We start from the raw sequence: 25,140 nt of genomic DNA on the forward strand, positions 1-25,140 counted from the left end.
ACTAAAAGAGATTTATTTTTGTTGATTTTTTTAAAAAACTAAATATTTATTTTTTATATGATTTACAATATTCAGATTACCATATTTAACATTCAATTACAACATTTGAATAAAAGGTGGTAGAAAAGGAATTTGATATATGGAGTTATACTCCTGACTTTTCGATTGAGTTCTTATACAAAAATATTCTCTCGGCTCACTTTTTCACTCGATAGCGACTCCCCAACCACTATGAAAAGGGGAATTATAAACATAAATATAAATTATTTTGATATCTTTCAGAAATCAGTCTTTTTGATCATGCCTGAATCCGTGATGGTCTAGCATCCTTGATTTCCAGCCTATCTATTTAATGGGCAATATGCATTGAAGATTCGGCTTTTTAATTATTTCAATTGTCTCTTTCCATTTGATTGCTAATAATCGGGTCAACCGATTGCATAGCAAACAACCCCTGCTGTTTTTGATCTTGACAGGGGGTATCTGGTGAGTTCATGCGAATTGGCGCTCCATGCTAGACGAATGCAAGATAGATGCGCCGTGCAGTGTTAAACTATGGACTGTGCCATCCAAAATTAAAGATGAGGTCTGTCGTGCATGGCGTTTGAATGACCGTGCAAATGCCACGGCGTTTTACGTTTCCGCGAACTTGCGTGTCGTCTACACGCAAGCTCTCCTGGCCCATAATCCGGAGCATATTCTACGCAAATAGAGCGGCATGCAGAACAAGATTGCTCGTATCAAACGTCCCGGCAGGTAGACGTTCCAAGTCAAATCGGTCTTGAGTTCACTATGAAATTGTTTGCTTGCATGATCGCGATACAACGTAATCACTCGCCATGGCGCACAAGTTAACGACGTCCAATAGACACCGACTTCAATCTCTGGAAACAAGAGCAGTTGGCCTTCACGATCAATGTTCCGTACGATGACATGGAACACTTGGCGCAGCGGACGGTCAATTCCTTTTTCAGGAAATTCAAGAGCCCCAACATACTCCGTCTTGCCTTCGCGCTGCTCACAGGCCATTCTTTTCTCTTCAGCGATGCGCAGCCATGTTTCTTTCGGCATAGCCGAGAGTTCCTTTATACGTTAAGGAAACGCCCTCTTTTTTGGTGCCTAAGTTGTAAAATGGAGAGACATCAATGTCAAGAGAGATAACAACTTGTTCACCGGATTCGTGTCCCGTGACGGGAGCCTTTACCTTTCGAATAAGGTCAGCAGATTTCTGAAGCAAGGTCTCACTCCAATTGCAATCGATCGTTTGGACAGCTGCAGTAGGGCTGGAGGGCACTTTTCGCAGTCCCAAGCAAGTCTGAAACACCGGATTCTTCCAAAATAGTTCAATATGATCGAAGTCGCTTTTACCTTGGCAGAGCAGTCCAAGATAGCTTTTTATTTCATCATCGTTGCTATGAAGAGGGTGCTCCATTCCTTTCACGACAGATCGTTGAGGCGTTGTGGCAACTGTGTATGGGTAAGCAAGTCGCCGACTGAAACCAGGCCTGCATGCGTAGTTAACAAAAATTACTTATATTAGGTTAATTAGAATTTCATATTCAACACCTCACAGGTGAAAGTAGAAATAGGGCATTATCTTTTAAAATTTACCATCCGAGATGCAATTCCCTTTGATTTCCTTACTTAATAAAGAGCATTATCACGGATTCAGGCCATAGAAAGGTAATCGCCTTTCTTCTTGAAGAAGGAGAAATACTGAACTACCTGAAGCAATCCCATACAAAAGAGGTTCAATCTAAAAATCAGTGCTTGACTGTTAGCCAGGCATCCGATTGCGGTTACACTCGATAAGAAACATTATAGCGACTGCGGTTTAGCGTGAATGTAACGACGGCGCTGAAAGGCTTTAATGCGATTATGGCGGTCTTCTACGGTCGCGTTCATTCCATCGGCATTGATGGTAGTTCACAATTCCATCCTTCCAATTCCATATCGTTTTCAGAGTGCTTCGAACGGCAGGATGACCGATTCGATGGCTCTGCCCAAAACACCTCTCAAATCCCTGTTGGCAATGAAATAGTTGGGCGAGCAGTCATACCATGCCGTAAATGCTCTTTCCATTCCTATACGCTGCGAAGCAGCGGGGGTATAGTTCAGCAGCAATTCCAACCATTTTCTACTTTCCTCACCCAAAGATTCCGCAGGCGGGTTCAGCAAGCGATGGTTGGCCTTTAAATGCGCTTTCGCCCGCGGAGATAAAGTGTTCTGCACGGATTTCCGTACTTCCGTACACTTTCGATCACATAACCGTGAACATTAAATCGATCTGCGATGCGGAACGCATGTTGAAAACATTCACTAATCCAAGTATGGTAAACTTGCGCTAAACCCATGACCATCGCTTTGGGATAAGGCAAGTGGAAGTCTCGGTACCCTTAGGTATACCTCCGCAAGTCTTCAGCTTGAGACCGGACAGCAGGTCCAGCATGTACTTTATCTTCTATTTCTCGGAGCCGCTTGATAATTAACATCTGCATAGAAGAAGGGCTATTCCGCAGGTAGAAGGAGCATCCACCTTATAGAACAGCCCATAGCTATCTAGTAAATAATCTATTGCTGCATTTTATAGCCTCGCTTTGCTGCTGCTAGCGATTGTCGATCTTCTCCGGGTACAGGTCATGATTCATGAGACGATATGCCGCCATTTCCTCGTATTTGGTCCCTGGGCTACCCCAGTTGCAATAAGGATCGATGGAAATCCCTCCGCGCGGCGTGAATTTCCCCCATACCTCGATATAACGAGGCTCCATTAACGCAATCAGATCATTCATAATAATGTTCATGCAGTCCTCATGGAAGTCTCCGTGGTTGCGGAAGCTGAACAGGTACAGCTTAAGCGACTTGCTCTCCACCATTCGCACATCCGGAATATACGATATATAAATTGTTGCAAAATCCGGCTGCCCCGTAATCGGACATAAGCTGGTAAACTCCGGACAGTTGAACTTGACGAAATAATCCCGATTCGGATGCTTGTTGTCGAACGCTTCCAGAATGGACGGACTGTATTGGAACAAATAGGCGGTGCCTTGATTGCCCAGATGTGTAATTCCATTGAGCTCTTCCTCTTGTCTTCCTGACATATGCGCATTTCCCCCTCCATAGAATCGCCCGTAGTATACCATGATTAAGAGCAGCGGTCTAACGGTTTCATCACAATTGCAACAACTTGGAAAGTCATGCGACAGAAATCGACACCCTCTCAACTGCTATGCGTTGATGTCCCGTATCATTTCTGGAGCATTGCCAGTGAGATACAAGTGAAACACCCGTGCATCTAATGTTTTTTATCACGTACCACAATTGCTAATGAGTTCTCGCCAGCAGAAAATAGGTAATAATTCCTAAAAGAATATATCCTTTCCATCCAATAGATGAGACTTGCTATCTATATGCATAATTTACAATAATATGTAATATAGAGTTGTAATACAAAAAAAGGAGGAATTTGTTATGAGTTTGATGAAAAAAGCTTCTGCAACAATGCTCGTATTTGCACTTGTATTGTCATTTGGATTCTCTTCCATCGTCTCAGCTACTGCTCCCGAAGTTAAATTGTACGATGCAAGCTATTACGTATCAGGCAGCCATAGCGCAAGATCATTTAGCGGCCAAATTGAGGTTGAGAATTTAGGATACAGTAAAGTAGTTACCGTCCATTATACGCCAGATGGCGGCACTACCTGGCAAACATTAAACGCCAGCTACAGCCATGCATCAGATATTAACCACGAAATATGGGAGTTCTCCACTTATGCCCATGATTATTCGCTCGAAACCCCTAGATTAGGAAACGTAGTTAGCTTCTACATTGAATATGAAGTAAATGGTCAAACCTATTGGGACACCAATGGTGGAAGCAATTACACAGTCTCCACAATAACGTCTCACTTTGAGTTAGGTGTACCTGCCGTTATTAGCTGGTACAGGGGTTTGTACAGCACAGGATTCTCAGGCGATATCGTTCTCAAAAATCTCGCCTACGCAAAGTCCGTCAATATTATTTATACAACGGACAATTGGACAACGACTCAAACGTTGTCTGCCTCATATGACTCTTCCATTGGGAACAACCTCGAATTATGGAAGTTCAACACGAGCGTTAGCCCCAGCGTAACTCAAATCTCATTCTATATCTCTTATACAGTAGGCGGAGTAACCTATTATGATAATAACTTCAACAGTAATTATACCGTCATCAAATAATAATTCTGCTGTAATTTCACAAGAAAACCTGCCGAGTTGCGACTAACTTGGCAGGTTTTCTATCCTTTGGAAGAGTATTATCGTCCAGGTATGCAGTATGAGTCGATAACTATGCTTTTTCGACTTTGAAGGTGAATTTCCAATGAGCTGTTTTACCGGAATAGCGCCCTCTATTCTCTACTACCTTTACCTTTAGCTCATATTTTTTTGCTCCGGAAATAGAAGAAGCTTTGATCGACTTCTCTGATTTCCCAACATCCGGTATCTTATCTTGCTCTTCTGCTACTGCTTTAAGTTTAAGCGTCCCCCCTGCTTTCAATGTGAATTTCTCACTGTCTCCATCTTCCAATATTTTGCCGTTGACGGTTGCCTCTGTAGCCCATTCATTGCCTACATGATTGTTCTCTACTAGCTCTACACTTACTAGCGTTACCTTGACCTTCACATCACTCGACTTTTTCGCAGCAAAGGCAGGCTGACATGAAATCGCGATAATAAGAAGCATGCTCATCCACACTCGTATTACACGATGACGCATATTATCACTCCTATTCAAAACACGTTTGTTAGTTGCTGCAAAGCTAGTTACTGCTCTTCAACCCCGATCACCGTAACCGTATTGCTCTTCTTATCCCATTCAATAGCGAGCTTATAATAATCAGCGACCGCCTTCAGCGGAATATACATTTTCCCTTCGACCAGAACAATCTTGGAGCCCAGCTCGACCTTCTCGCCTTGGGCAATGAAATATGTCTCGCCTGACTGGAATTTCAAATGATTGCTCTCATCCCCAAGATCGGGGAATATCGAGAGCGTTTTCGTCCCTGGCTCCCAGCTAACACCTTTGGAATTCACTAGAAACGGCAGACAGTTCAACAGCCCGATCAAATCGACATGCGCGCGATTATTGATCATCTTGCCGACAGATGTTCGATCCCCAAGAACAGAAGAATGAATCGTTAGTTCGTTCTTCACCACAGCGCCTGCATGCGCTGCACTACTAAATGCAAAACATAGAATGGCAGCCAACTGCAGCGATAGTATGATCCTTCTCATTGTCAAAGCTCTCACCTTTCGAAAAGATTTAGATTCAAAACAAGTCACACATTTATAAACTCCTTATATTGTAAAAAGGTTGCACTGGTTATTTTTTTGAAGTTGTTCGCTATTTCTCGAACGGCTTGACATACTCATCGAGCAATTGCTCTTTCATACTGCCAAGAAGCGCATTCACGCCTTGTTCCTTGATCAGATCTGCCAGCTCTATCATCTGCGGAATCATATCAAACATCGACCACAATGACGTACTATACTGACGCCTTCATCTATCAATTGATTGATGATTCCTTCTCCTACAGCCGCGACCATCTTCCAAGTCGCAAGTTTCTTGATCGTAAAGTTATCCTTAATTCTCTTCTTCGTTGTACTTAGGTTCGCATACGTAATCCAGTCATCCGTTATGATTGCATTCAAATTAGTGTGAAGCCCTTCCCTTGCTTTGCTTTCTGTCCAGCTAGGTCAAGAATGCCTTTGGGGTCTTGGGAAAATGCCGCCTGTTGAAACGTGTACGTCGCGACTAAGAATTTCAGGTTGTAGCTCCCTGTGATCTGGCCCTCGTAAATGCCGATCTCGTCCTTTAGATATTTTTGTATTGTGGTTATATTCGCTTGTTTCGTTTGTTTGTTCGCATAATTCATGTAGTCATATATCTTATCAAGTTCGGTCGGCACGTATTCCTCATTACGAACGAACATGATATGTGAAGTACTGTGCAAGAGCTTTCCGTATTTCTCTAATTTTGTTCTTCTAATCATTCTTTGTTCGCTTGTAGATAATTCTTTGATATGCGCTCTTAATGGCTTAATGCCGGAGAAATTCATGTCTACAGCTGAAATCTCATCCTGAAGCTTGCCGTCTTGTTTCGCAACATGTTGTACACATACTAGTCTTTTCAAGCGCTCGATTCATTCGGCACTTGGTAGGTAAAAAAAAGACCTTGAGGATTGCCGCTCAAGGTCAGTCAACATTATATATTATTGATAATGCTCAGTTATTCACTTTCAAATCCAATAACAATCCATTCGTCCACGACATCCCAAAAGTTAATATTATATTCGGGTTGATCTTTTGCTGACCAGAGAGTCGCATTATCATTCTCACAATTACAATAATCAATTGCTACATGATCTCCCATTCCGTTACTGAAAAAGCCAAAGACTGTTTTTTAATCAATTTGAATAGGCTCTTGTAAATCCTCTAGAATACTCCCAGAGATTAATAATCAAAATATTTAACTATAGATAGTTTCATTTGGTTGATTCTTTTAATATCACTTGTATAATCCACATTCTCGATCAACTCATTTGCTTTTTCAAAAAAGAATAATGATCCCTCTATTAAACAATTAATAAACTCCTTCTCTGGAAGTACCCACTTATTTTCAGCTATTTGAAATTGAATTAATCCATTAGATTTAGAAGTGAACGATAACTTAACAGGCATATCCGGGAAATAGCACTCTGACATTCCTTTTTGTAAATATTCACCTACCAAATTCAACATATAACTCCAAAGCTGATCAATTAAGTCCCAATATTTTATCCCCATGACTTCTTGACCGTAATACCTTATTTCTATAGCTCCTTCGATATAAAACGGATCTATAACTTGAAACTTTTCATATATTTGCTCATTGTTTATTGGTATAAAGTACTTATTTGGATTCATCCGAATTTCTTCCCATTCTTTAGTCTTATAATCAGAATGAAGCAAATAACTCATTATTTCGAACATTTATATCCCTCTCTTACTATTAGGGTTTTGGATAAAATTGACCAATTCTTCCTTTATTGAACCCTAATACATAGTTTGAACCACCATACGAACCTTCAATTTGATATGAATACTTTGTTCCTTTCTCAATAATTTTCCCCCTATTCTGCTTTAACACTTCTTCAATAGCTTTCGCAAGGTCATCAATGTTCATGGATTTATCAAAGAAACTCTGTGGAATTGCAGGATCTTTTGGCACTGTACCATTATAGTATTCTGGATGATGTCTCTCTAGCATATGCTTCATTCCAGATTTATCTAGTAAAATATTTTCATTACCAAATATCCATTTTTTTGATTCGAAACTCTTCAATGGTAATCTCATCAATCGTGTTACGATTTCCATCGCTTTGAAGTAGTACATCCCCGACTTCCAGATATTCTGCATCCACCCACTCTTTCCCTTCGACCCAGAATGGATGATTTCCTGTCGCCTCGATAGTTTGATCGCCGATACGAATCGAATAAATGGACTCCGATGTTTTCTGGAATAGCTGTACAACTTCTTTATAAGCTTGCTCCCCAGTCTCCTCATTCCTCGAAAGAACCTTGTCCCCGACCTCAATCTCCTCAATCGGTTTCTCCCCTTCGTCTGTCAGCACCTTCGTTCCTGCGGTGAAGCAGTTGCACGGAAGTGCATCCTTGTCCTTATACACATTTGGCGTCGTCTCGCCATTCTTCTTCATCTTATCTACTGCGCCTGTGATCATCTTCGGGATCTTCTTGCCTAGCTTGACTACAGCCGCAGCCACCGTCGCTACGGATAGGATCATTAATGCGGCTCTGTTAGGTTTCTTAGTCATCCGTTATTATTCCAACTAATGTTCAAGTTCAACACTTAACGAGTACATGCGTAAATTATATTCTGCATAAATCAACATAGGTCTGTGAGAGTAAAAATAGTTTGGACTATGCCGCCCGATTCACTCGGCACTGAGTATAAGCAAATTAAGAAAGACCTTAAGGATTGCCGCCCTCAAGGTCGAAACTAGGATTATTTGTTTAAATTCAGTAGCGAAGTATCTAAAAAATACTTTAGTTTATTGAAACTCATATTCCTTACTCCATAATTCTTACAACCTCAGGTACAGACTTCCAATGACGCATGCGTTAAACTCACTCCAATTCGGCAACTTAATGGGCTAGATTTGTGTAAATACGTAAACTTGCGGTTGCCCGTAGTGAGTACCGAAAAAATAAATATTATTTCCTAAAAAAAGTTCATAATAATTGTTATCAGAATATTCTACTTCCTTATCAAACCCTAGTACTGCTTGACCAGGAGCTGACGGAATAATTTCAAACCGATATTCCTCTAGAAACTGCATTAAAAAGAACATCGGTGTACCGTCATCTAAAGTACTTGGGCTCTCATCTTCCAAGAACCAATTAGGACTTCCGCCTACCTTATTTTTCTTTAAATTAGGATCATCTATTTTTTTAAATAAAATTTTTCTATACTTAATTTTTTCTTGGTAATCATATCTCATCGATCCACTTGAAGTATCATAAATTATAGTTCTAAAATTAATTTGATAGTCATCAAGAAATAGTTTAGGTATTACTGCATCTCTTAATTGACCTTCCAACATCTTCGGAATAAAGTATCCCTTTTTAGCACATGATGTGCATGAAAAAAACACCATAGTCTTACCTTCCCAAAAATGCTCATCTGGAAATGAAATTTGAAAGAAAAAGGTCTGTTGCGCACCACATAATAAGCAATTTGGAATTGCAACGTCCTCTGGCATAATTGGTAATCCCCCAATAAATGATTCTTCTCGATCCTGCGCCTGAGCACCGTCAGAAACTTCAATTTCATATGTTTTAATCATGTAGGCAACCTCCTGAATATTTATGGATTTGGGAATTCTTCTACACTTTTTTTACCGTCAATTATAACTTCATAAATAATTTTCTTTGGTCTTGTTGAACCCTCATCGTAATCAAATCTTATTTTTACGTTGACCTCCTTGTCATTGCTAACTTCCTTAGCGATTCTCTTTTCTAGCTCCCTATAGTCGCCTCGGTTAACACTTAGGTTCTGTGGGAATATATTCCCTGAGGTTGAGCCCCCAAGCCCACCTAATTTCTTACCTATAGCATGACCTGCATCATCATTCGGTTTCCCAAGAGATCTAGCGAATTTCCTTGATGACTCATTAGTATCCGTCCCCTTATCAAGATGTTTCTTTTCAATTTTCGCGGAAACCTCTAGTAGTTGTCCTAAATTCCCTATAATTATCTTGTATTTGAGGCCTGAAGGGGTTTCCTTATCATATTTCCCTGGACTAAAACATGTCTCATTATGAACCCAAACCCCAAGGTCACTTACAAAGTACGTATGGAAATCCTCAACCTCGAAGTTGTACACCACTTCTTGTCGACCTTCTATGGTGATATCCTCAATTGCAATGGATTCTCCATTACTTAGTAGGAGCACATCCCCAACTTCTAAATTTTCTGCGTCTACCCACTCTTTACCTTCAACCCAGAACGGATGATTTCCTGTCGCTTCGACTATTTGCTCATCCAATCGAATGATATAAATAGATTCAGAGGTCTTCTGGAATAGCTGTACGACTTCTTTATAAGCTTGCTCCCCAGTCTCCTCATTCCTCGAAAGGACCCGATCCCCGACCTCAATCTCCTCAATCGGTTTCTCCCCTTCGTCTGTCAGCACCTTCGTTCCTACGGTGAAGCAGTTGCACGGAAGTGCATCCTTGTCCTTATACACATTTGGCGTCGTCTCGCCGATTTTCTTCATCTTATCTACTGCGCCTGTGATCATCTTCGGGATCTTCTTACCTAGTTTAACTACAGCTGCAGCTACTGTCGCTACGGACAGGATGACGAGAACCGCTCTCGTGAGGTTTCTTCCGAATTTCTTGGTTCGTAGGTTACTTCCCTGCTGCTTATTTTTTTGAAGTTCTTCGCGATTTCTTCGAACGGCTTGACGTACTCATCAAGTAATTGCTCTTTTATACTGTCAAGAAGCGCATCCACGCCTTGTTCCTTGATCAGCTCGGCAAGCTCTATCATCTGCGGAATCATATCAAACATCAACCACAATGACGTTACTATACCGACGCCTTCATCGACCAATTGATTGATGATTCCTTCTCCTACTGCCGCGACCATTTTCCACGTCGCAAGCTTCTTAATCGTAAAGTTTTCCTTAATTCTCTTCTTCGTTGTACTTAGGTTCGCATACGTAATCCAGTCATCCGTTATAATGCCATTCAAAATTAGTGCGAAGCCTTTCCCTTGCTTTGCTTTCTGTCCAGCTAGGTCAAGAATGCCTTTGAGGTCTTAGGAAAATGTCGCCTGTTGAAACGTGTACATCGCTACTAAGAATTTCAGGTTTTAGCTCCCTGTGATCTGCCCTTCGTAAATGCCGATTTCGTCCTTTATGATGTGCGTACTAACGAAATTATTTTCATATAGGAATGATGAGGATGAAGTTCTTTCAGGACGTGCCGCCCGATTCATTCGGCAACGGGTGGGGGTAAAGAAAGACCTCGAGGATTGCCGCCCTCGAGGTCCCAATGGATATGACAATTAACTATGGAATGTTCGATATTTATCTATTTCATCTACCCATACATACAATAAATCTCTTAACTCGACTGACTCGATAAATGATTCGTATTCTTCATCTACTTGAACACCCTTCTCAACATCATCATCTAAGTAATGATTAAATACCCTTGTAATCCCCTTTTTCACATCTAATGCATATATGTTCCCCCACCATAATAATTGATTTTCCTTTTGACTAATAACTTCGTCTAACTTAGCGATTACTGTCTTTCCGCTATATTGACTAATTATTTCTGATTCCAAAAATTGTTCTAGGATACATAGCTCTTTCTGCAACTTAATTACTGGACGACCATCATCTGCACTAGCAATTTCATACTTGTATTTCATAAGCAAATCCCCCTGCTACAATATTGGAAAGGCAGTTTCAACCCTTCCTTCACTATCAAGCCACATTTGAATTTTAATACCGCTTGAGTGGGTCCCCTCCCACTTCCTCACAAACTCCGTGCCATCCTTTTTTAGTGATGGTTTTGCATTTTCATAAACCTCATATATGGCTTGCATTACTTCGTCTGAAGACCAGTGTTTTGGAAAGAAAGTTGATTCCGCATCCTTTAGAACACCGTTAATCTTCACCTGTGCAGCATAAACCCCTTGTTTATTAGGTTTCACAGTAATATTTACAATTTTCCCTATTGATGAACTTAGTTCGTGATGCCAACCAACTGCCTTCCCCTTTGAATTAATTTCACCCTCCAAAATGTGTTTCTTAGCGTTAGGTGTAAAATACTTTGCTATTACCGACCAATCACATTTTCCAATATTATGAACCCAAATCCCCAGATCACTCACAAAGTAGGTATGGAAATTAGCAACAGAAAAGTTGTATACCCTAACCAGTTCATCATGTTTAACAATCTTAATGCTGTCAATCGTCAAGGTGTTTCCATTACTCTGCTGTAGCTTATCCCCCACCTGCAAGTCAACCGCGAGTACCCAACCTTTCCCTTCAACCCAGAACGGATGGTTATCAGTTGTCTCTATGACTTGATCGCCTACAGTCAGTTCATAGATGATTTCCTTATTATTTCGATACAGATGCGTAACTTCCTTGTACGCCTGCTCTCCCGTCTCCTCATTCCTCGAAAGAACCTTATCCCCGACCACAATATCCTCAATCGGTTTCTCCCCTTCGTCTGTCAGCACCTTGGTACCTGCCGTGAAGCAGTTACATGGATTTTTTCCTCCCTTGTATACCCGATCCAACGCGTTCGGACTAAACTTCAAATCATCGGCTGCCGATTTGATCAGACTGACGGTCTTGGCGCCTAATTTCACTGCCCCTCCCACAATACTGAAGACGGCAATGACAACCTGGATGGCTTTCGCCAGGCTCCTGCCATATTTCACAGCTTCGCTGTAGCTGGCCGTATGATTCCATATCGCTTTGGAATGATCCCGAATATAGGTGAAGGCATCCACATATTCCTGCTCCACCTGCTTCCACATGTCACCGAGCACGCCGCTTATGCCATTTTGCTGGATCGCATCCGTCAATGCCTTGATTTGTTCGATCTTCTCATTCACATTGAAAATATTGAGCGACCAGACGGCCATCAACACCTCCACGCCATCTTCCATGACCTGCAATGCCAATCCTTCTCCTACTCCGACGATCGTCTGCGCCCGCAGAAGTCCCGGGGTCGGATCTTTTCCGCTGTACACCGCTTTAAGCAAGTCTTTGAAGTGCAGTTGCACCATGCCGTTCCTCGCGTAGTTAATCCAGTCCTCCGTTATATTCCCGTCTACCTTATAGCTGATCTTTTTCGAACAAAACCAGTTAAAAACGAGACAGGAGCCGTTCGTATCCAGCGCATATTTCAGCTCATGGGTCGCCATGTTTTGAAAGAGCACGATGGCATACAAGAAGCCGATGTTGTATTTCCCTGTGACTTCTCCCTTGTACAGGCCATAATTGTCTTTCAGCAGCTTCTGCATCTCCCGGATCTGGCTTTCCTTGTTCGCCTCGTTTTTCTCTGCGATCATTTGCTCCAGTTCCGCTGCTCCGTCTAATACAAACTCCCAGCCGGTCCATGGGGTATGCGTCTCGATCAACGTACCGTACGATTGAATAGCCTTCTTCCCGTACGTTTTCTTTTCCGCATAATTCATTCCTTTCAGATTGGACTTAACTGGAATCTCTCGATAATCTGACGAATTGAAATGGGCCTTCACTTTGTTATGGATGATTTCCGGCAATGCGACAACATTGTACGTGTTATATATCTGTGTCGCTTTGATTTTGGATTCCAATGCGATGTCTTCCGGGATGATGAAATGCCAGACCCATCCCTTCTTGGACGGCTGCTGGCCAATCCGATTGAATAACCCCCGCTTGGTCGCGTAGCCTTCCGCCTTCTTGATTTCTTCTTCCCCTGTCAGCTTCTTCAGCAGCAGATCTTCCCGGATGCTTTGCAATTGCTTGGCGATGTTCTGGTTTTTCTCCGTCATCTGCCGCACACCGATGAGCAGCTTCGGCTTCACCTTGGCTGTCTTGTACTTGTCAATCTCCGCCTGCTCCGCTGCCCTTGCCCGATTGTAATCGGGTCCCCGGTAAAGCTCCTTCCATTCCAGCCCCAAAAACTTGGCATGGCTTCGGATGGCTTCGGCCTTCTCTGCCGGATTCGCTGTTCGACCGATGTAGGAGACGCGGCCTGTTTCCGGTTCGATCAACGTGTAGGTGACATGCGCAGGCTTGCTGGCCTGCTTGGGCAGAATGCCAAGATCCGGCTCCACGACATAATGCGTGATACGGCCCTTCTTATCCTTGTACTGGATATAGAAGTAGCGGTCGTAGAAGGTCTCGAAGACGGCTGTTCCCTCTCCACAGCCATTCGGGATATAGCTGCACGGATTGTTCCGCAGCAGCACAGCGCCGATGGCTAGCGTGTACTGGGCCGCTTTATCCCGCTCAACCTTCGATCCGCTGTATCTCCACCAGCCATCCATGTATCCGATCAATTGATCAAAGGCCGGCTCATTCATGACATATTCATAGCTCTCGTAAGGCGTAATCGGAAGCTGCTTTACATAGGCGGCATATGTTTCTCTCAACTGCTCGCTCGGCAGCGTCATCAGCGTATAGGGATCAAAGCCTTCTCCCACAGGCCCTTCGTCGTTATACACTTTCGTATCCACATAACGCTCGATCCCGATCTTCCGGTTCACCAGTAGCGGATTGGCGACGATGCCTTCTCCGAACTCGCTGTCGAACAGGCTGATGTTGGATTCGATCAGCCACAGCTTCGCTTCCTCATCGGTCGAAGACAAGATCGACTCCGCATAGCTGGCAATCACCTGATTCAAGCCATCCACAAAGGCGCGGATCTCCTCCAAATAGGTGAGAAAAGCTCTTCGGTCTTCACTCCTCAGGTCGTAATAGTTGTTCATGATGCGGTTGGAGTAAGCCAGCAGTTCCATCTTGTACTGCTCCGCTTTCACGATGTTCGCTTTGTAGCCCGCAATCGTTGTGGCCTTCAGATCCAAGATACTGCCCAGATCCGCATAGATATCCCGCGCGAATAGACTGACCGCATCCGAGGCCGGGTGGTCGATCACTTCGAAGAACCCGCCGTCCTCCGCCTGATACACCTGCAGGTACAACAGTTCTGCGCCATCGTTCAGGCCGTCTCCGTCTGTATCCTTTCGATTCGGGTTCGTCTTGACCGTATACCGGTATTCACCATTGTAGCCGATCCGGATGCCTTTCTTCTCCCACTCGTCCGGCAAGCCGTCCTCATCGCCATCCGTAGGATCGACAGCTGCCAAATATGAAATCTGGATGTTATCCAGCAAGACGACGGTATCGTAATCCGTATCTCCCCGGTCCCACACCTTATAGCGAATCTGCAGCGGTCCGCGGTCTGCATAACCGGAAACGTCGACATTCGCCGTGCTCCACCCACTCTGGTAGGCCGTATCGTCCCCTCCGTCCAGATTGACGGCGGGCACCGCTTCCCAGTCCGCCACTGCGCTGACTGTTGTTTTCTTCAACACCTTCTTTTGTCCGTCAGCCGTTTCCAGCACCGCTTGAAACTCGTCGTCATAATGGGTATCCAGCCATTCCATCGGTTCTTCGGAAACGACATTGTAATCAAAGAGGATCGATTTCGCCCCGCTTGGTATCGTCACGACACGCTCCATCGCGCTGTCCGTATGGTCGACCGATCCCAATCCCGTGCTCAGCAGCGCCATCTTTTTGCCGCGGGAAGGGGCGATCGGACCCAGCTTGGAGAGGATTCGCACATCCCCCTCCGTTATCCAATCGGCCAAATCTTCCTCCTCGAACGACGTGTTGGAAAGTTCGGTCCGCAAGACGACTTCCCCGGATCCGCTCAGCTTCAGCGATTCTTTCCCCAGCAGGGAGCCCGACCGGACGCTGTCATACGCCTTGCCGATCGTCTGCCTCTCTTTGATCCATGGAAGGAACAGCGATTTGGCAAGCTTCTGATCGTACTTGACCTCAATTGCATCCTCGTAGCCCAGGTAAGTTTTCGCTCCGAGATCCAGGAAGGCTTGGGAAAATCCCGACTCGCTCAGGCTGCTGAGACAGCTTCCGTTGAACACGATGCTGCCCGGCAGCGAACGGTTATATGCGTTGATGAAGGCCGGTGTAATCCCGTAGTAGCCGTTCATCTCGATCAGCTTGCCGCTTTTCATATCTGCTTCGTAAGCCGCTATATTGGCGGCTGTTACTTTCTGGCCGGTCAGAAACACCTGAATCCCGTTGTCCAGTGTATCGAGAAGCTCGCCATGGGTATCCAGAATAATGACACCATATTGGCCCAGCTTCTTGAACGTCTCGACCGTCACCGCTTCATCCTTCAGCCGGTTTACGTAATATCCGAGCGAGCCTTTGAAAGCATCCGTAATCTCGTCATAGGCTGCCGCTGTCAGTCCTTTACTTGCAAATGGAGATGCGATCAGCACGTTAGCGCTGTTGATCGTCACTTGCGCAGAGGGCGGATTCGTTGAAGCAGCCAGAACCGGGGCGCTCATCGTACCCGTCGCTGTGCCTGCAGCCGCAGAAGCAGCCGAGGCTTGTCCGGCCCCTTTCACATCTGGTGCACGGGTTAGCAGTGCCCCCTTGAACCCTTGGCGGTCGACATACCAGATACTGCCTCCGCCCGCAGACAGGCCGGCATCCGCAATATCCGGACGGGCCTTCAGCCAGGCCACAAGCGAAGCCTTCTCCTCTTCGCCTGAGCTTGAAGTAGAGGAGAGCGCTTCCCACTGCACGCGCGCCTGTTCACCCAACTCCACGAACGCTTCATGTTCTTGGCCGGTGGACTTGTTCACGACCATGATTGGCCGTTCGCCGCTGAGTGTTTTCCCGCTGCCGGTATCCACGACGGCCTTATACACCAACCGCCCTGCCGCTCCTGCATCCAGCGTTGCCCTGGCGCTAAAGACCCCGTCGGCATCCAGATCATCCCCGTGATACAGGCTGCCGTTGTCGTTCATCATGGCGATGGTTCGCATACTGCCGTCTTCCAGAACCTGGACCAGCTTCACTTCCGGACTGTTGTCTCCGGCTTGAACCGGAATGGTGAACCGCACTTCTGTCGGCCCGCCCGCAAAGACAACCTCTTTATCCGCCTGCAGCGCTTGCTGAAAGGCAGCCTGATGATTGCGGACGACTTGCAGCTTCTTCGATGTCGAGTTGCCTGCTCGGTCAACCCCAGTGATCTCGATCTCATTTTTGCCGAATGCCAGCGGGATAACCGCCGCCCATTGAACAGTGCCGAACGCTTCACCTAGCTCCTCCCGGTCTTCATACTTGACCTTGTAACGGATGAGCTTGATTTCATCGTTATCGGATGCCGTCCCGCTGATCTCGATATCCGGATCCGAGGTTTCGATGGTATCACCGGCATGAACCGGGGAAAGCGAAAGCACCGGAGCCGCCATATCCCGAATGAGAGTCATCGTGTCGCTGATGGTACGGTTTTCCTCATCAGTTAGCGTAACGGTGACGACAGTCTCCTCGTTGTCCAACATCAGGCCGGGAATCTCCCACTGCTCTCCGCCCGAGGCCGAACCGCTTCGTCCGTCATCCGTCGTATATGTAATCGACTTGATCGTTCTTGCCTGTGCAAATCCACCCAAGGTGATCTGCTTATCCGGTGTAAATGCGTGCAATCCGGCTGAAGGGGAAGTAATCGCAAGCAGCGGCTTCCCTTCCGAGAGAGGCGCATCCTGACTCACATCCGGATTGAGATAGACATTCCCGTCTATCTCTTCTGAGCTTTTGAGTTTGAATAATTCGGCATGCCGCTCCAGAATGACAATGGACTCCGCCCGGGTAATGGGCCGCTTGGGCTGGAACGTGCCATCAGGCAGCCCGTCCACCAGACCGTACCGGGAAGCCTGCTCAATCGAGGCGGAGGACCAGACCGCAAATTGATCCGAGTCCTTGAACACGGTACCGCTCTCTTTTCCTGTCTCAGGCTGCCGCTGCTTAAGCAGATTGCCAAGCACGACAGCGGCTTCTTCCCGCGAGATCGGATCTTTCGGCCTGAAATGTCCGTTGTAACCCGCTATGTAGCCAGCTTTTCGGCCAATCGCCACATCTTTGGCGTACCAGTCATCCGGGTAGATGTCTTCAAAAGAAGTGAGATACACCCTCGGGTTCAAATTGAGCCTCCGGTTGACGAAGGTCACAAACTCCGCCCGGCTGACGCTCTGTCCCGGCCTGAACATTCCGTCCGGATAGCCCTTGGCGACGCCTTGCTCTCTAGACTTCAACACTTCTTTCTCCGCCCAGTGCCCTTTAATATCTGCAAATTCTTCCGGCTGCGTTCCCGTTGCCCGGGCCGCATAAGGCGGAAGCAGCAGTGTTCCAAGCAGAGCAAGGATAAGAATCGAAACTAAGCTTTGATGAAACCTCATCACTTTACCTCCTTTTAATGGTTCAATATTCATTTATTTCCATTCAAAAAGAAACAAGGTCCTTCTATGTTGATCTTATTGTGATGTCACACCTGATTCCATTGAAAATTCCAGCTCAATGTTTTCCGGGATGATGAAACGCCCAAATTCAAGCAGAGAGGCTTCCCAATTCAGCTAGCCCTTCCGCAGTGCTTTCTATCGGCGTTTCTTCGGATTGATTCATGTATGTGATCCGACGAGCTCCCCGAGGTCGGATGCTGTTCCCCAAATTTCAACGAAATCTGCCGCTCTGTAGACCGTGCTTGATGGTGGAGCAGATGTAACAAGCAATTGTTCAGCGTGAGCGAATTGCTATTCATAGCATGCTTATTGCCAACCGTTGGAGATGTGATCGACACAATCGGATGATCGGTAGACTTCATTGCTATCTCCTCGAAATCGATATTATCTGCGGTAATATGAAACGCCTTATCCTCCTCGTATAACGAGGCCAATCTATCGATAACAGAGAGTGCTTCCGCTCTAGTGATCGGCTGATCTGGCTGGAAGGTTCCATCCATGTAACCCTCCACCAAACCAGACTCCTTCCCGTACAAGACAACTACTTAATTTGAAATGACTGCGATAAAAGAAGGACCTTGCAAAGCCTATACTTTCCAAGGTCCGCTCCATCCTCACCCACCGGCCCCATCATAATCATTCCGGGCAGAGTAATCTGATTCAAACAGAATAATATCGCCGCTCTTAAACGTGAACGGACCCGAGCTTGTCGCAAGTCCTTCAATTGCCCACATGTTGGTAAATGGTGTTTGATAGCCGAGCACCCTTGTATTCTCGTCATTGTTGCGGACCATGTTGATGTCGAAGTTCACCATGATGTATCCGCCATTAAGGAACTCCGACTCGCGGCCTGTCAGCACGCCTTTATACTTGGTCAGCAGCGTCTTCATATCTGTGCCTTTCGGAAGGATGTACGGTGCAATCGGAATGTTGTATTCTCCATGCCACTTCTGGACACTTCTACGCGCTGTCGTGGCATCAATGCCGATAGGCAGATTAGTAGTAGCACCTTCGAGCGTTCTCGCTTTATAGGATAGAATCTCAATCCCGTAGCCTTTGCCTATTGGCGTCTTGCGGATATTGAATTCCTTATAGAAGCTGCTCCATGGAGTCTGCGTCCGCTCCGCTGGTTTCATGATCCAATAATACTCATATTGCGCCGCAGTCTTCAGCACAGCTTCATCAAGATTTCTCTCCGGTGCGGGAAGAACATAAGATCGGGTATACAGCTTCTGATCCTCGCTAGAACCAACCCGAATCATCTTATCCTTCTCTCCAGCGGCATCATAGAACAGATCTACTTGCTCCCGCTTCGTCCCATCCTTCGAGACAAAATAGAAGGTCGGCTCAATCCGCACCCCGTCGCCTTTATCCCAGTAATTGCCAATGCTCTTGAAATTGAACAGAATAGGGTATCCGTTATGCGGAACGGTGTCCGTCTGGGTCGGATGTGAGCCCTTTCTAACCGGCAGTACCCATTTATGCTCTCGCCCTGCGATCGGATTGCCGTCCGGATCTTTCTTACCCGAGACATAGGCAGCGCCGCTATGCACTAGGGAGCCTGGAGTGGTGCGGAACACATTCTCATATCGGAAATCTCCAATATCTGTAATCTGGAAGCTGTGAATCCGTCCCGTTACACCGATGTCGATGATTCGCTCCGCACAATAGAGCGACCGATTGCCATTGAGTTCAGCTTGGCAAACAGCTGCAGCATCACTCGGCAGCCCATTGATTGCCCAAGCCTGGGTTCTCACCTCATAGTCACCCTCATTCACCCAGGTCGGCAGCTTAAAGGTCGCCTTGAGTACTCCGACAGGAATTTCAATCCATTCCTTTGCAGGGTAGAAGCTCGTTCCCCTTTCATCATATACACCGAATGGGAACTGCACCCTTTTCTGCGAGGTATACGCCTTATAATCACGATTGCCATAGCCAAGAATGGGCAAATGAAGTGCCGTTTCATCGAATTCCAACGTAAATGGCCGATCCAGCACCAGCACAGGCTTGGACATATCTCGAAACGAACCCATTCGCTGGTCGAAAGGCCGATTCGTATCTGGAATCGCGGAATCATTCACAACTGGTGTATGCACAGTGACTGGATTCGGTCCCAATGGAAACTTCACTTGAGCCGCAGGGCTGAATAATCCCTCGACCAAGGAGTAATTCAAATATCCGCTTGACCCATATACATCATTCTTAGTGGAGGCAGGTATCTGTATCGACTGCCGGTGCAGCACATCATTGCCGATTATTCCTGGCTCAGGAATAGCCCCAGGCACTGCCGTTTTTTCTTCTATCCAAGCATCACTCATGACGGTTGTACCGTTCACAATTATTCGGTCATTGCGTACAAGCACCTTGCCTACCTGCTGCTCTGCCGTGGTTTCGAAGCCGGAATGGAAATCCGTCCCCGACCAACTGCTTCTATGAACGCTTGTAGAGCCCAGATCAACGCTTTTGCTGATTATCCGAGCTTCCTGAAGATGCTCTGCCTCGGAGGAGCCATGCCATACATCCGCAGTAGGCGGCGTGTACCCTGTCGGGTCAATTCTGACGCCTCCTCCATAGATCGATCCATTATTCACCTTTGCATGGTCGATACCATAAAGCGCGAATTTATCTGCAACATAGTAAGTGAACGGTCGTTTGATAGCGTATGTCTTACTGACGACAGAAGGAGTATCGTATACGGTTCTTGTCGTCGTTCCGGTAATACAGGGTTCCGTGTATTTCTTTCCCTTCGAATCCTTGAGCTCGCATGTCCCCCACACATTATCAGTCTCTTCCCAATACTTGGTGTAGCTTTTCTTCACAGTAATGTTATAGATCTTCATGCCAGTTACACCCGTAAAACCGAATTCGCTCAAATATTTCTTCGCTTCCGTTACATTCGCATACAAATTCTCTGTGCCCGGTATGCCCTTGGCCACATTGAATTTTTCCCTGCCCCTGTCAGAAGCAGCCAATACTGTTCTATGCGAGGTGTCCATCGAGCTGGAGCCCCCGCTGGCATGCTTCAGAATAGTTTCACCAATGCTATCCTCAGCTTGCTTGCCTTCTTTGTTGTATACGCGAATGCTGGCGGTTACCGAGTTACTGCTGCTATTGATCGGAATATTAACAGCCAGACTCAGACTTCGCGACTTCCCGTTCAGACTGCCGTTCTTCTGTGAAGGATTGATAAGTGATATATTATTCAGTCCAATTAGCTCATAACGATCCAATTCGGTATTCGTATTAATAAGAGCCTCCAGCGTACCCGTGACATTCGTCTTATTGCTATCCACATGATGCGGAATATGCAGGGAAAGATCCACCGTAATGGCAGGCTCCGCGCTCTTCTTATACACACCCCAGAAATAATGACCGCCACGTTCAACCTCAAGCTGACGTTTGCTCATTGCTTCACCGGTGGATTGTTCGAAGTAAAGCCTGCTCGTATCCGCTCGGGAAGTATGATAACTGCCGGCCAGCTCATAGAGATGTCCCCCGCTAGCAATCTGCAGCGGATACGTATACGCCGCTGTCTGTCCGGATCGATAATTTCCAATATATAGATCAGACTTCAACAGCTTCCCGCTGTCATCGACGAACTTGGCGTCTACTCTTGCTCCTTCCGCATCATAGATCGCAACGACCGTCGTACCCCCATAGGAGACCGTAATATTGCGTTTCGTTATGGAGTCGTCAACCTCATACCATCGTTTGCGCGGCTCAGGCTGTGCATTATGCTCAATCCATGAGTTGCTCAATTCAAGCGCGGCTCCATTGTGATTCAACACCCGATCCAGAACAATCGGGCCAGGATAAGCGCCCGCGGGATATTCACCAAGCAGCTTGGGCGGAGCCAGCTGTTGACCCTTCTTATCCTTGTAGGCGATATAGAGCTGATTCTTGCTCGTGAATTTGACAGGAATGTCGTAATATTGGCGGAATCCGCTCTTCACCTGCCACTCCTGTGCTCCCATAACGTCTTTCAGCGTCAAATACTCACCGCTCATCGGGATCAGCTTGCCGCTCGCATCCTTCTGATAGAGCTTGAAGATGGCGGAGAAGTACAATTCTTCGCCCTCCTTCACATTGGTGAAGCCTTGCTTCATTAGCAGCTTCTCCACCTCTGCCTTCGCGACGGAATACGTAGTATACGTTCTCCCCCTCAGCGTAACCGGGTCACCTGTCTGGAACGTCCGGAAGACTGCCTTCGGCCCCTCTCCTGAGACGGGATTGCATTGCTGGTCCCATATCTCCAGCCGAGAATCCCCACAATGCCTCTCTTTGCGGACAACCCAGCCCGCCACTTTATATAAAGCATTCGTTGTCCTCGCTGTCTCAGCGATCGAGAACTCCAGATCACCGCTGGGACGAAAGCTGATCGATACCCTTGCTTCCGCCTGTGAAGGCAGAATCGCTAAGATGAACGCTATAACGACCCAAACAACAACAAACTTCTGCAGTCGCCTCATAATTGCTCGCCGACCTCCTCCTGAATGCTGCCTACCGGCGTGAAGAATAGATGATCATGCAGCTCGACCCCATAATGGGGCCAAGGATCGCCTGATACATTCGTCGAAAGCACAATATCCGCATACCCCCGATACCATACTCCGATCTTCAGCTTCACCTCGTAGGAGGCCTGAAAGGTATCCAGCAATGTACCATAATCAGCATCTGCTTCCAGAACCCTGAATCTGACCATCGTCCGCATCATATATTTGCCATCCTGCATATAGGTCATGGATGGCTCCGGCTCTGCCCAGCCCTCAAGGCGAATGCCATTATTCTGCACCCATTCCGCATACTGAACGCGGGTAATGCTGTCGAGGCTGCTGCTATTCATATAGGGCCGGAAGGATTCCGCCCAAGTGGAGGGATCTATCGTACGATAATCGACAGAGAAGACAAGGTCATAGTAATTTCTTATCCGTTTAACCCATTGATCAAGATTCTCCCGATTGAAGTTTGGATTCTGAAAAGCCTCAGAGGCTGGCATACGCGGACTAGCGGGATTAATCTGTTTGCGGTAACCCATAATATAAGCGCTGTTGGATACATCCTCCAGCACATAAGCCCACTCACCGGTATTGCCGGGCAGCCGCTCCGTGCGTATTAGCCTCCCCCAGGCATCCAGATTCGGACTGCTTTTGGCGAAGACTTCATCCGTAATAAGCACCGTATAAGCTTCACTATCCCACCTCACCTTGGCGCCTAGCCCTTCGCTGATGAAGCGGAGAGGCACCATCGTTCTGCCTTCAACTTGAACAGCGGATGTATCCAGCGTTATTCGCTTGCCGTTCACTACAGCTTGCAGGCTGTTCAGCCGCAAAGCGACGCTTCTCTGCCCATATTTGATCTCAATACGGCCGTTGCTCTGCCACTGCAGCGTTGCACCAAGCTTCTGAACAATAATACGAAGCGGGACCATCGTCCGATTATTGATATCTACATAAGGCTGCGCGTCCGCAAATGCTACCTTCAACCCGTTGACGATTACACCGATCGGCACATCAGCAGCTGCGGGTATCGAACCTGATGACAGCGCTATCAGCAATGCTGCCAGCCCAGCCAATAACCGCTTACGAAGCAATAACATGATTAATTCCTCCTGTCCTATGGACAATCTTGAATGAAATAACCTTTACTCGCCGCCTCTTCCGGGTCATAGAACACCTCCACTGTATTCAAGCCAATCGGAGCGCATGTATTAGGATAAGCTTTGAACTGCTGTGACACTGAATCGAATACTCCAATAAGCTGCTTTCTCTGAACAACAGCTCCTCCCCCATAAGAGAAGGCATCCAGCCGCTCTCCGCCGGGCAGCGGATAACCCTGCATGAATGCGATCATGCCGACATTCTGGAAGGACTGCTCATTCAGGCCGCGGGGCAGACTGAACTTGATGTTCAGCCCCATACGGCGAACAAGCTCCATGTGACGATTAACAGCGCCGGCCAAATCCTTCTCCAGGTTGGAGGCAATCGCGTTTTGCCGGATTTGCTTGAATACTAGTTCATCTGATAGTTGACCAAACCCGGCTCCTAGCTGGGCTGCCAGCTCATTATGCTTGCCTTTCACGAATTGATTGGCCGGCTTGTTATAGACCACCGCATGCTCGTCAAGCGTGAAATAAACCGTGTTGCCATTAGACAGCTTGTAAGTATAAGGGCGAATGGGCCAGATAACAGGCCGAAGCTCCTTGCCTGATGGATCCTCCAACGTAACCAGCACATAACCGTCATAGTGGAGAAACACCATGGCGGGGATATGCATCATTAAGTTTTGCCGTTCAACGGAATTGCCACCGACCCCGAATTTCATAGCCAGATTATGATAAAATACGCCCAGCGCCTCTTCGCCAAATCCCAACTTCTTGGCGCCCGCATAATGAATATTCGACTTATTCTGCTGAGCCTCCAGCTGGGATAGATAATAGGACGTATCGTCCACAGCCGATTGAAAGGCGTCGCTATACAGCTTGTACATGCTTTCGTTCCCATCATGAAATGTCTGTTTCGTATCGTGGATGAAGGCCAGTGGAATCGCTACAATGAGGAAAAACAACAAAATGCTAAGGGGCTTCACTTCTAACCATCCCCCCATACGAAGCAAGTATCGGTATATGTGTCGTACTGCCGAGCACCATGCCCTGCAGACGGCTGTTAAGTGTCGTTCCTTTGGACTGTACGCGTACCTGCAGCAGATCTCCGGCATGCATCGGATACCGTCTCAGCTCTTCGTTAACGACAGTGTACGGATAGAGATTATCTAGAATGTCTCTTGTGAACGTGCCTATGTATTCAATGGTGTACCGATTCTGGAAGGTAGCCGGATTATTCGGGTCCGTATAGTAGGGCTGGATTGTTTTACGATAATGCTCCATTTGGACATCGAATACAGCACCTGTTCCGTCCAGTTGTCCGAGCAAAGTTTCATAATCCCGTACATCGATATAGCCTTTTCCTCTGGTCGTGTCCACGAATTCCTGAACAGCGGAGGCGGCGGCCTGGCGGGAAACTTCGTCGCTGCGATCCGTTATCCGAAGCGCGGGATAGACGACAAAGCCGATAATAATCAAGATAAGAACAACGACGGATTTAAACGCATCAACCACTGTAAACTCACCGCCTACTGTGCTGCTGTAATAGAAATCGTTTTGCCCCATGCATCCCGAGCAATTGTGAGCGTATAGAAAGCTACGTTAAGCACACCGCTGAAGTCGATCGAGTCCATCTCTGTATTGGAGTCGATTAATAAACCGTCCAGATTAAGAACGAACTCGCCTTCCTTCGCATAAGTTACAAGCCCCAGCACCTGCTCCCCGGCCATCCGAGACAAATCGGCGGTTCCGGTATAAGCGCCTTCGAACAGCTTCGGCCGGCTCCAATCGGAAGAGAGCGCGCTCATCTGCTGCTCGCCCTTCAAGAACATAATGGAACCCGTCGCAAACAAGATCCATACGAATACAGTGACAAGGAATGAACGTGCGATCTCCATGCTGCGCTGTCACTCCTTTGCTAGAGA

The 25,140-nt window shown here is 46.6% G+C and carries 22 protein-coding genes and 1 pseudogene; 1 reads left to right on the top strand and 22 read right to left on the bottom strand.

Translation table 11 applies throughout. The annotated features are described in order from the left end of the window. Positions 1-660: 660 nt before the first annotated feature. From L6H65_RS13425 to queF, 3 genes are all read right to left on the bottom strand, one after another. Positions 661-1,071 (bottom strand): hypothetical protein, encoded by a 411-nt coding sequence (locus tag L6H65_RS13425; RefSeq protein WP_236343053.1) that lies wholly within the window; start codon positions 1,069-1,071, stop codon positions 661-663. Positions 1,072-1,959: 888 nt separating this feature from the next. Continuing rightward, on the bottom strand, positions 1,960-2,232 hold the full coding sequence (locus L6H65_RS13430; protein WP_236343054.1) for a hypothetical protein: 273 nt from the start codon (positions 2,230-2,232) through the stop codon (positions 1,960-1,962). Between the two features lie 374 nt (positions 2,233-2,606). Continuing rightward, entirely contained in the window at positions 2,607-3,104 is a 498-nt protein-coding gene (gene queF, locus L6H65_RS13435) for a preQ(1) synthase (protein ID WP_236343055.1), read from the bottom strand. Between the two features lie 370 nt (positions 3,105-3,474). On the opposite strand from queF, the gene L6H65_RS13440 reads away from it, so the two are divergent. After that, positions 3,475-4,227: a carbohydrate-binding protein gene (locus L6H65_RS13440; RefSeq protein ID WP_236343056.1), complete on the top strand. Its 753-nt coding sequence runs from the start codon at positions 3,475-3,477 to the stop codon at positions 4,225-4,227. 109 nt (positions 4,228-4,336) lie between these two features. On the opposite strand, the gene L6H65_RS13445 is transcribed toward L6H65_RS13440, so the two are convergent. From L6H65_RS13445 to L6H65_RS13530, 19 genes and pseudogenes are all read right to left on the bottom strand, one after another. After that, the gene (locus tag L6H65_RS13445; protein ID WP_236343057.1) at positions 4,337-4,765 is read right to left on the bottom strand and encodes a hypothetical protein; all 429 of its coding nucleotides are present in this window, start codon (positions 4,763-4,765) and stop codon (positions 4,337-4,339) included. A 47-nt stretch (positions 4,766-4,812) separates the two neighbouring features. Further along, positions 4,813-5,283 carry a stalk domain-containing protein gene (locus L6H65_RS13450; RefSeq protein ID WP_236343058.1) on the bottom strand — a complete coding sequence of 157 codons (471 nt, stop codon included), beginning with the start codon at positions 5,281-5,283 and terminating at the stop codon, positions 4,813-4,815. 109 nt (positions 5,284-5,392) lie between these two features. Continuing rightward, positions 5,393-5,518, bottom strand: a complete 126-nt coding sequence (locus tag L6H65_RS26585; RefSeq protein WP_290370422.1) for a hypothetical protein — start codon at positions 5,516-5,518, stop codon at positions 5,393-5,395. A gap of 178 nt (positions 5,519-5,696) precedes the next feature. Next, entirely contained in the window at positions 5,697-6,182 is a 486-nt protein-coding gene (locus L6H65_RS13455) for a hypothetical protein (RefSeq protein ID WP_236343059.1), read from the bottom strand. A gap of 95 nt (positions 6,183-6,277) precedes the next feature. Beyond that, positions 6,278-6,490, bottom strand: a pseudogene (locus L6H65_RS13460) (baculoviral IAP repeat-containing protein); the annotation flags it as partial. Positions 6,491-6,501: 11 nt separating this feature from the next. Further along, entirely contained in the window at positions 6,502-7,020 is a 519-nt protein-coding gene (locus L6H65_RS13465; protein WP_236343060.1) for a hypothetical protein, read from the bottom strand. A gap of 19 nt (positions 7,021-7,039) precedes the next feature. After that, on the bottom strand, positions 7,040-7,372 hold the full coding sequence (locus L6H65_RS13470) for a hypothetical protein (protein WP_236343061.1): 333 nt from the start codon (positions 7,370-7,372) through the stop codon (positions 7,040-7,042). Continuing rightward, the gene (locus L6H65_RS26705; RefSeq protein ID WP_307728343.1) at positions 7,335-7,862 is read right to left on the bottom strand and encodes a polymorphic toxin-type HINT domain-containing protein; all 528 of its coding nucleotides are present in this window, start codon (positions 7,860-7,862) and stop codon (positions 7,335-7,337) included. The genes L6H65_RS13470 and L6H65_RS26705 overlap by 38 nt, the downstream gene beginning before the upstream one ends. A 339-nt stretch (positions 7,863-8,201) precedes the next feature. Further along, complete coding sequence (locus L6H65_RS13480; RefSeq protein ID WP_236343062.1) at positions 8,202-8,894, bottom strand: hypothetical protein; 693 nt, start codon at positions 8,892-8,894, stop codon at positions 8,202-8,204. A 20-nt stretch (positions 8,895-8,914) separates the two neighbouring features. Then, positions 8,915-9,850: a polymorphic toxin-type HINT domain-containing protein gene (locus L6H65_RS13485; RefSeq protein ID WP_236343063.1), complete on the bottom strand. Its 936-nt coding sequence runs from the start codon at positions 9,848-9,850 to the stop codon at positions 8,915-8,917. Between the two features lie 47 nt (positions 9,851-9,897). After that, positions 9,898-10,305, bottom strand: a complete 408-nt coding sequence (locus L6H65_RS13490) for a hypothetical protein (RefSeq protein WP_236343064.1) — start codon at positions 10,303-10,305, stop codon at positions 9,898-9,900. A 315-nt stretch (positions 10,306-10,620) separates the two neighbouring features. Beyond that, positions 10,621-10,992 (bottom strand): YacL family protein, encoded by a 372-nt coding sequence (locus tag L6H65_RS13495; RefSeq protein ID WP_236343065.1) that lies wholly within the window; start codon positions 10,990-10,992, stop codon positions 10,621-10,623. A 15-nt stretch (positions 10,993-11,007) separates the two neighbouring features. Continuing rightward, positions 11,008-17,556, bottom strand: a complete 6,549-nt coding sequence (locus tag L6H65_RS13500; RefSeq protein WP_236343066.1) for an S-layer homology domain-containing protein — start codon at positions 17,554-17,556, stop codon at positions 11,008-11,010. A 170-nt stretch (positions 17,557-17,726) separates the two neighbouring features. Then, positions 17,727-18,152, bottom strand: coding sequence for an S-layer homology domain-containing protein (locus L6H65_RS13505; protein WP_290370424.1), 426 nt, complete (start codon positions 18,150-18,152; stop codon positions 17,727-17,729). Between the two features lie 78 nt (positions 18,153-18,230). Then, entirely contained in the window at positions 18,231-22,085 is a 3,855-nt protein-coding gene (locus L6H65_RS13510) for a DUF5704 domain-containing protein (protein ID WP_236343068.1), read from the bottom strand. Next, complete coding sequence (locus L6H65_RS13515; RefSeq protein ID WP_236343069.1) at positions 22,082-23,212, bottom strand: copper amine oxidase N-terminal domain-containing protein; 1,131 nt, start codon at positions 23,210-23,212, stop codon at positions 22,082-22,084. Before L6H65_RS13515 ends, L6H65_RS13510 begins: the two co-directional genes overlap by 4 nt. A gap of 17 nt (positions 23,213-23,229) precedes the next feature. Continuing rightward, complete coding sequence (locus L6H65_RS13520; RefSeq protein WP_236343070.1) at positions 23,230-24,201, bottom strand: hypothetical protein; 972 nt, start codon at positions 24,199-24,201, stop codon at positions 23,230-23,232. Then, positions 24,188-24,781 (bottom strand): hypothetical protein, encoded by a 594-nt coding sequence (locus L6H65_RS13525; protein ID WP_236343071.1) that lies wholly within the window; start codon positions 24,779-24,781, stop codon positions 24,188-24,190. The genes L6H65_RS13520 and L6H65_RS13525 overlap by 14 nt, the downstream gene beginning before the upstream one ends. Next, complete coding sequence (locus L6H65_RS13530; protein WP_236343072.1) at positions 24,745-25,113, bottom strand: hypothetical protein; 369 nt, start codon at positions 25,111-25,113, stop codon at positions 24,745-24,747. The genes L6H65_RS13525 and L6H65_RS13530 overlap by 37 nt, the downstream gene beginning before the upstream one ends. Positions 25,114-25,140: the final 27 nt, after the last annotated feature.

The sequence above is a fragment of the Paenibacillus plantiphilus genome (assembly GCF_927798095.1).
Lineage (GTDB): Bacteria > Bacillota > Bacilli > Paenibacillales > Paenibacillaceae > Paenibacillus_Z > Paenibacillus_Z plantiphilus.

Coding starts and splice junctions, on each gene's coding strand:
- L6H65_RS13425 (WP_236343053.1), bottom strand. CDS start 1,071: ATGCCGAAAGAAACATGGCTGCGCATCGCTGAAGAGAAAAGAATGGCC.
- queF (WP_236343055.1), bottom strand. CDS start 3,104: ATGTCAGGAAGACAAGAGGAAGAGCTCAATGGAATTACACATCTGGGC.
- L6H65_RS13440 (WP_236343056.1), top strand. CDS start 3,475: ATGAGTTTGATGAAAAAAGCTTCTGCAACAATGCTCGTATTTGCACTT.
- L6H65_RS13445 (WP_236343057.1), bottom strand. CDS start 4,765: ATGCGTCATCGTGTAATACGAGTGTGGATGAGCATGCTTCTTATTATC.
- L6H65_RS13450 (WP_236343058.1), bottom strand. CDS start 5,283: ATGAGAAGGATCATACTATCGCTGCAGTTGGCTGCCATTCTATGTTTT.
- L6H65_RS26585 (WP_290370422.1), bottom strand. CDS start 5,518: ATGTTTGATATGATTCCGCAGATGATAGAGCTGGCAGATCTGATCAAG.
- L6H65_RS13465 (WP_236343060.1), bottom strand. CDS start 7,020: ATGTTCGAAATAATGAGTTATTTGCTTCATTCTGATTATAAGACTAAA.
- L6H65_RS26705 (WP_307728343.1), bottom strand. CDS start 7,862: ATGACTAAGAAACCTAACAGAGCCGCATTAATGATCCTATCCGTAGCG.
- L6H65_RS13480 (WP_236343062.1), bottom strand. CDS start 8,894: ATGATTAAAACATATGAAATTGAAGTTTCTGACGGTGCTCAGGCGCAG.
- L6H65_RS13485 (WP_236343063.1), bottom strand. CDS start 9,850: ATGATCACAGGCGCAGTAGATAAGATGAAGAAAATCGGCGAGACGACG.
- L6H65_RS13495 (WP_236343065.1), bottom strand. CDS start 10,992: ATGAAATACAAGTATGAAATTGCTAGTGCAGATGATGGTCGTCCAGTA.
- L6H65_RS13500 (WP_236343066.1), bottom strand. CDS start 17,556: ATGAGGTTTCATCAAAGCTTAGTTTCGATTCTTATCCTTGCTCTGCTT.
- L6H65_RS13510 (WP_236343068.1), bottom strand. CDS start 22,085: ATGAGGCGACTGCAGAAGTTTGTTGTTGTTTGGGTCGTTATAGCGTTC.
- L6H65_RS13515 (WP_236343069.1), bottom strand. CDS start 23,212: ATGTTATTGCTTCGTAAGCGGTTATTGGCTGGGCTGGCAGCATTGCTG.
- L6H65_RS13525 (WP_236343071.1), bottom strand. CDS start 24,781: ATGGGGCAAAACGATTTCTATTACAGCAGCACAGTAGGCGGTGAGTTT.
- L6H65_RS13530 (WP_236343072.1), bottom strand. CDS start 25,113: ATGGAGATCGCACGTTCATTCCTTGTCACTGTATTCGTATGGATCTTG.